We start from the raw sequence: 3,983 nt of genomic DNA on the forward strand, positions 1-3,983 counted from the left end.
TGTTGCCGCCAGTTAGAAAAGACACATTCCCCGCCAAATAGAAATGACACCGCCTCGTGGCAGCGGGGGCAGCGTGTAGCCCCCCAAGCAGCGCAGCGCTGCCCCCGCTGGGGCGTCGTCATCGCGGCTCTTGCGCCCTCGGACCCGCTGCGCCAGCAGCGGGCTCGGTCAGCCTATCTGGCCACTAACGTGCCGGGTAAGCTTTACCCCACTTGTGCCGCTTCGATCTGACGCAACAGCCGATGCGGATCGAATGGCTTTGGCAAGAATGTCGTGCGTTCCGGCAGTTCGTCATCTCGGATCGGCACATTGCCGGAGACGACGAACAACACGGTGGGGGGGAAGCGCTCCCGTACGTAGTGCGCTAGCTTCACCCCATCCATGGATCCTGGCATCTGCACGTCGGTCAGGACAACCCGAACTTCCTTGTGGAGGTCGAGAATGGCGATGGCCGCGTCGGCGTTCTCCGCGTCGAAAACCCGCCAGCCTGCATCTGAGAAGAAGTCTACGAGGTCGAATCGTACCAAGGCTTCATCTTCGACGATCAGGATCGTCTTGCTGCCGATCGGCGTACTTTGGCCCACGTTTCAGTTCCCGGTCGTGATCGCGGCGTCCTTCAACCGCGCTTCGAGTTCAAACACCAACCCATCCGGCCGGTAGTCGGTTGCAGCTTTACCGCTGAAATAGGAGCGCAGCGAGCGCTCGATCAGCACCGAACCGAAGCCCTTGCGCTCCGGCGGTGTGACGGGCGGACCGCCCTGCTCGCGCCAAGACACTGCCAGCACCCCATCGTCGCCATCCCCGTCCACCGACCATGCCAGCGTCACCGTGCCAATGTCGTTCGATAGCGCGCCATACTTGGCGGCGTTGGTCGCGAGTTCATGGAGGGCGAGCGCGAAGGCAACCGTCAGCTCAGGTCTCAACGTCACGGCCGGGCCGGACAGCAGAATGCGTTCGCCGATGCGACCATGCGGAGACAGCGCGCGTGTCGCCAGTTCGCGCAGATCGGCCGAGCGCCACGAGGTGCCGGTCAGCACGTCGGTCGCCGCGCCCAGCGCCACCAGACGGGCGGACAGGTTACGGCTCGCCGCTTCCGCCTCGGGTACGCCGCGCAGCGTCTGCGCCGCGACCGACTGGACGACAGCCAGCACGTTCTTGAGGCGGTGCGCCAGCTCGCCGTTCATCAGCCGCATGTCGTCCTCGGCGCGCCGGCGTTCGCGGAAGTCGCGGGTGACGGTGCCGTACCCGATCAGCGCGCCGGTCGCGTCGGTGACCGGAAAGACGGAGTAGAGGACCGGGATCAGCTCGCCGGTGCGGAAATGCCGGAAGTCGAGTTCGCCGACCCATTGCCCGTCGCGGTCCACGGCCGGCAGCACCTCACGCGCGACCGTCTCGACCTGCTCGGGTGGGAAGAAGTCGGCGATGGTAAGCCTGGTAATGTCGGCACCCTCCAAGCCGACGAGCCGCTTGGCGGCATCGTTCATGTAGAACACGCTGCCATCGGTGCGGGCCATGCCGACAAAATCGGCGCTGTTCTCGGCCAGACGCACGAACCTCTCGCGCTCCTCCTCGCTGGCGCGCAGCTCGGTGATGTCGCGCGACACGGACAGGATGCGGTCAGGACGCCCTTCCGGCCCGGCGATCGGGCTGACCGCGACATGCCACCATTTGGGCGTGCCCCGGTAAGTGTCGGCCTTGCCGATAAAGCTGCGGGCCTCGCCCTTCCGCGCTGCTTCGACCGCCGCCTTTGCCTCTGCGTTGCCGGCATCCTGCCAGAAGTCGGGCCACGGACAACCGGCCACGGCGTTGAAGTCGCTGATTTCCATGACGCGCTTTCCGCCCTCGCTCATGAAGGTCAGCTTGCCGTCGAGATCGAGCACCTTGATGCAGTCGGTTGAGCTGCCCAGCACGCCGGACAGGAATGCCTCACGTTCGGCCGTGACGACCAGCGCTCGTTCGCGTTCCTCACGGAGCCGATCGGCATCGAGCAAAGCGGTGCGCAACGCCTCCACCAGCGTCACCAGTCCCAGCGTCGTCAGAACGAAGATGACCGATGCGCCCCAATGAACGGGGGTGAGCAGCAGCGGTTCGTCAGCCCTCATCACCACCAGGCCCGCGCCGATCGCCGACAGGATCGTCGCCAGGATGCCGGGACCGCGGCCAAGGAACAGCGTCAGCAGGACGACTGCCGGCGTGTAGAGGAACCAGGGCGCGGACGATCCGAGCATCGCCGCTTGCACAAGGGCCACCACCGACACGGCAAGAACAGCCGCCCCGTAGCGGATCGGCTTCGGGCGCGGTCTGGCGACGGTTATGTCGCGCAAGCGATTCAACAAGGCGGTTGAAGCGGTCATGGTTTCCCCGGCGTGGGGGAAGGCCCCTGCAATCGAATATCTAGCGCAAATCAGGAGCGAGGAACAGCGTGGCAACACCATAGTGCTAATAGTGCATTAGGTGAGCGCTAACGGACGTACTCGCCAAGGCCGCGTGCCACGAGTTCCTCGTTGGAGAGGCGAGGGCCCCGCTTCAGCTTCGGCGTACACAGCCGACGCCGGTCGACTTCGCCTACAGGGGCGGGGCGGGTGAATACACCGACTGAACCCGAGCTCCGCGCTGGCTCGCTGTTGTTGCGCTTGGCATGATGCGGTGTGGCTGCCTGGATGGCCTGAGCCATAGCGAGGGCGGCACCCAAGTGCTTGTTATCGACAATGGCGGCTTGGTTCACGCGCCGCATCTTGTCGAACACTCGGTAGGGCAGCACGCGCTCGCCGTGGCGGATCTCGATGCGGCCGTCCGGGTACTCGCACACATGCACGCGCTTGCGCGCCAGCGAGCGGGCGAGGGGCGTCGGCTCAAGAATGAACATCGCCTTATTAAAGTGCAGCGCCAAGGAAGCGGTGACGGTCCGTTCCTCGCGCCACACCATCTCCGCCTCGACATTCTCATGCGCGGCCAGCGGGCGGTGGACATCGCGCGGGTCCGCTGGCGCACAGGCGAAGCGGGCATTGTGCCGGGCGATATAGGAGGGGAGGAAGGCGTTGGCTTCGTCGATGGACGAGATACCCGCAAGCCTCATCGCCTTGACCAGCCGGTCCTGCAGCGTGCCGTTGGCACGCTCCACCCGACCCTTGGCCTGCGGCGAGTTGGCGCAGATGATCTCGACATCGAGCCTGTCGAGCGCTCGGCCGAGATGCGTCATGCCGTCGCTGTCGGCGGTCGCGTTGTTGTTCCTGAAGACGCTGTGCTTGTCCGAATAGAAGGCCACCGGCTTGCCGTGCCGCTCGAGGTAGCTGCGGGTCGCGCGCATGTAGGAGAAGGCGCTCTCGCTCTCGGCCATCTCCAGGTGCATGAGCTCGCTGGTGGCATCGTCGATATAGACCAGCAACGTGCAACGCGGACCGCGGCTCTCGAACCAGTCATGATCCGACCCGTCGACCTGCACCAGCTCACCGCGGCACTCGCGCCGGTAGCGCGATTGGTGAAGCCGGGCGCGCTTCGCGACCTTGGCCTTCCACACGCCGGCCGCCATCAGCATCTGCCGCAGCGTCTCGCGCGATAGCGTGATGCCGTGCTGCTCGGCCAGGTACTCACATGCCAGCGTCGGACCGAAGTCAGCATAGCGCTCACGCACGATACCAACGACATGGTCGCGGAAAGCGTCGCTGAACCGCCTGTTGCTCGGCCGCCCGCGCTTGCGGGACACGAGGCCGGCAGCGCCATCTCGTCGGAGGCGCTTGAGCAGGCGGTACAGCTGACTGCGCTGCAGGCCCAGCAGCGCCATGGCATCGACCGGCCGGATCTCACCGCGGTCGAGCCGCTTCAGCGTATCGAACCGGCTCACTTCGGCAGCACTCATCGTCAGCACCGTCATCGCTCACACATCCTCGATGTCCGAGGATGGTTATGGCACCGGAGGCCCGCTGCAGAACGGCTGTGCCTTTTCTAAATAGCGGGAGTGTGCCATTTGTACGTTGCGTCTACAA

The 3,983-nt window shown here is 65.2% G+C and carries 3 protein-coding genes; all 3 read right to left on the minus strand.

Going from position 1 to position 3,983, the window contains the following annotated elements; translation table 11 throughout:
• Nucleotides 1-203 precede the first annotated feature (203 nt).
• The 3 genes from ACP690_RS17980 to ACP690_RS17990 are packed head-to-tail and all read right to left on the minus strand — an operon-like array spanning nt 204 to nt 3,871.
• Nucleotides 204-584 (minus strand): response regulator, encoded by a 381-nt coding sequence (locus tag ACP690_RS17980; RefSeq protein ID WP_064312072.1) that lies wholly within the window; start codon nt 582-584, stop codon nt 204-206.
• Between the two features lie 3 nt (nt 585-587).
• Nucleotides 588-2,435, minus strand: a complete 1,848-nt coding sequence (locus ACP690_RS17985) for a PAS domain-containing protein (RefSeq protein WP_426261891.1) — start codon at nt 2,433-2,435, stop codon at nt 588-590.
• A 26-nt stretch (nt 2,436-2,461) separates the two neighbouring features.
• The gene (locus tag ACP690_RS17990; protein WP_426261892.1) at nt 2,462-3,871 is read right to left on the minus strand and encodes an ISNCY family transposase; all 1,410 of its coding nucleotides are present in this window, start codon (nt 3,869-3,871) and stop codon (nt 2,462-2,464) included.
• Nucleotides 3,872-3,983: the final 112 nt, after the last annotated feature.

The organism is Sphingomonas sp. DC4900 (genome assembly GCF_049896485.1).
GTDB lineage: Bacteria > Pseudomonadota > Alphaproteobacteria > Sphingomonadales > Sphingomonadaceae > Sphingomonas > Sphingomonas aquatilis.

What these genes read in the sequence shown, in the direction of transcription:
- ACP690_RS17985 (WP_426261891.1), bottom strand. Translation starts at nt 2,435, where the DNA reads ATGGTGTTGCCACGCTGTTCCTCGCTCCTGATTTGCGCTAGATATTCG.
- ACP690_RS17990 (WP_426261892.1), bottom strand. Translation starts at nt 3,871, where the DNA reads ATGACGGTGCTGACGATGAGTGCTGCCGAAGTGAGCCGGTTCGATACG.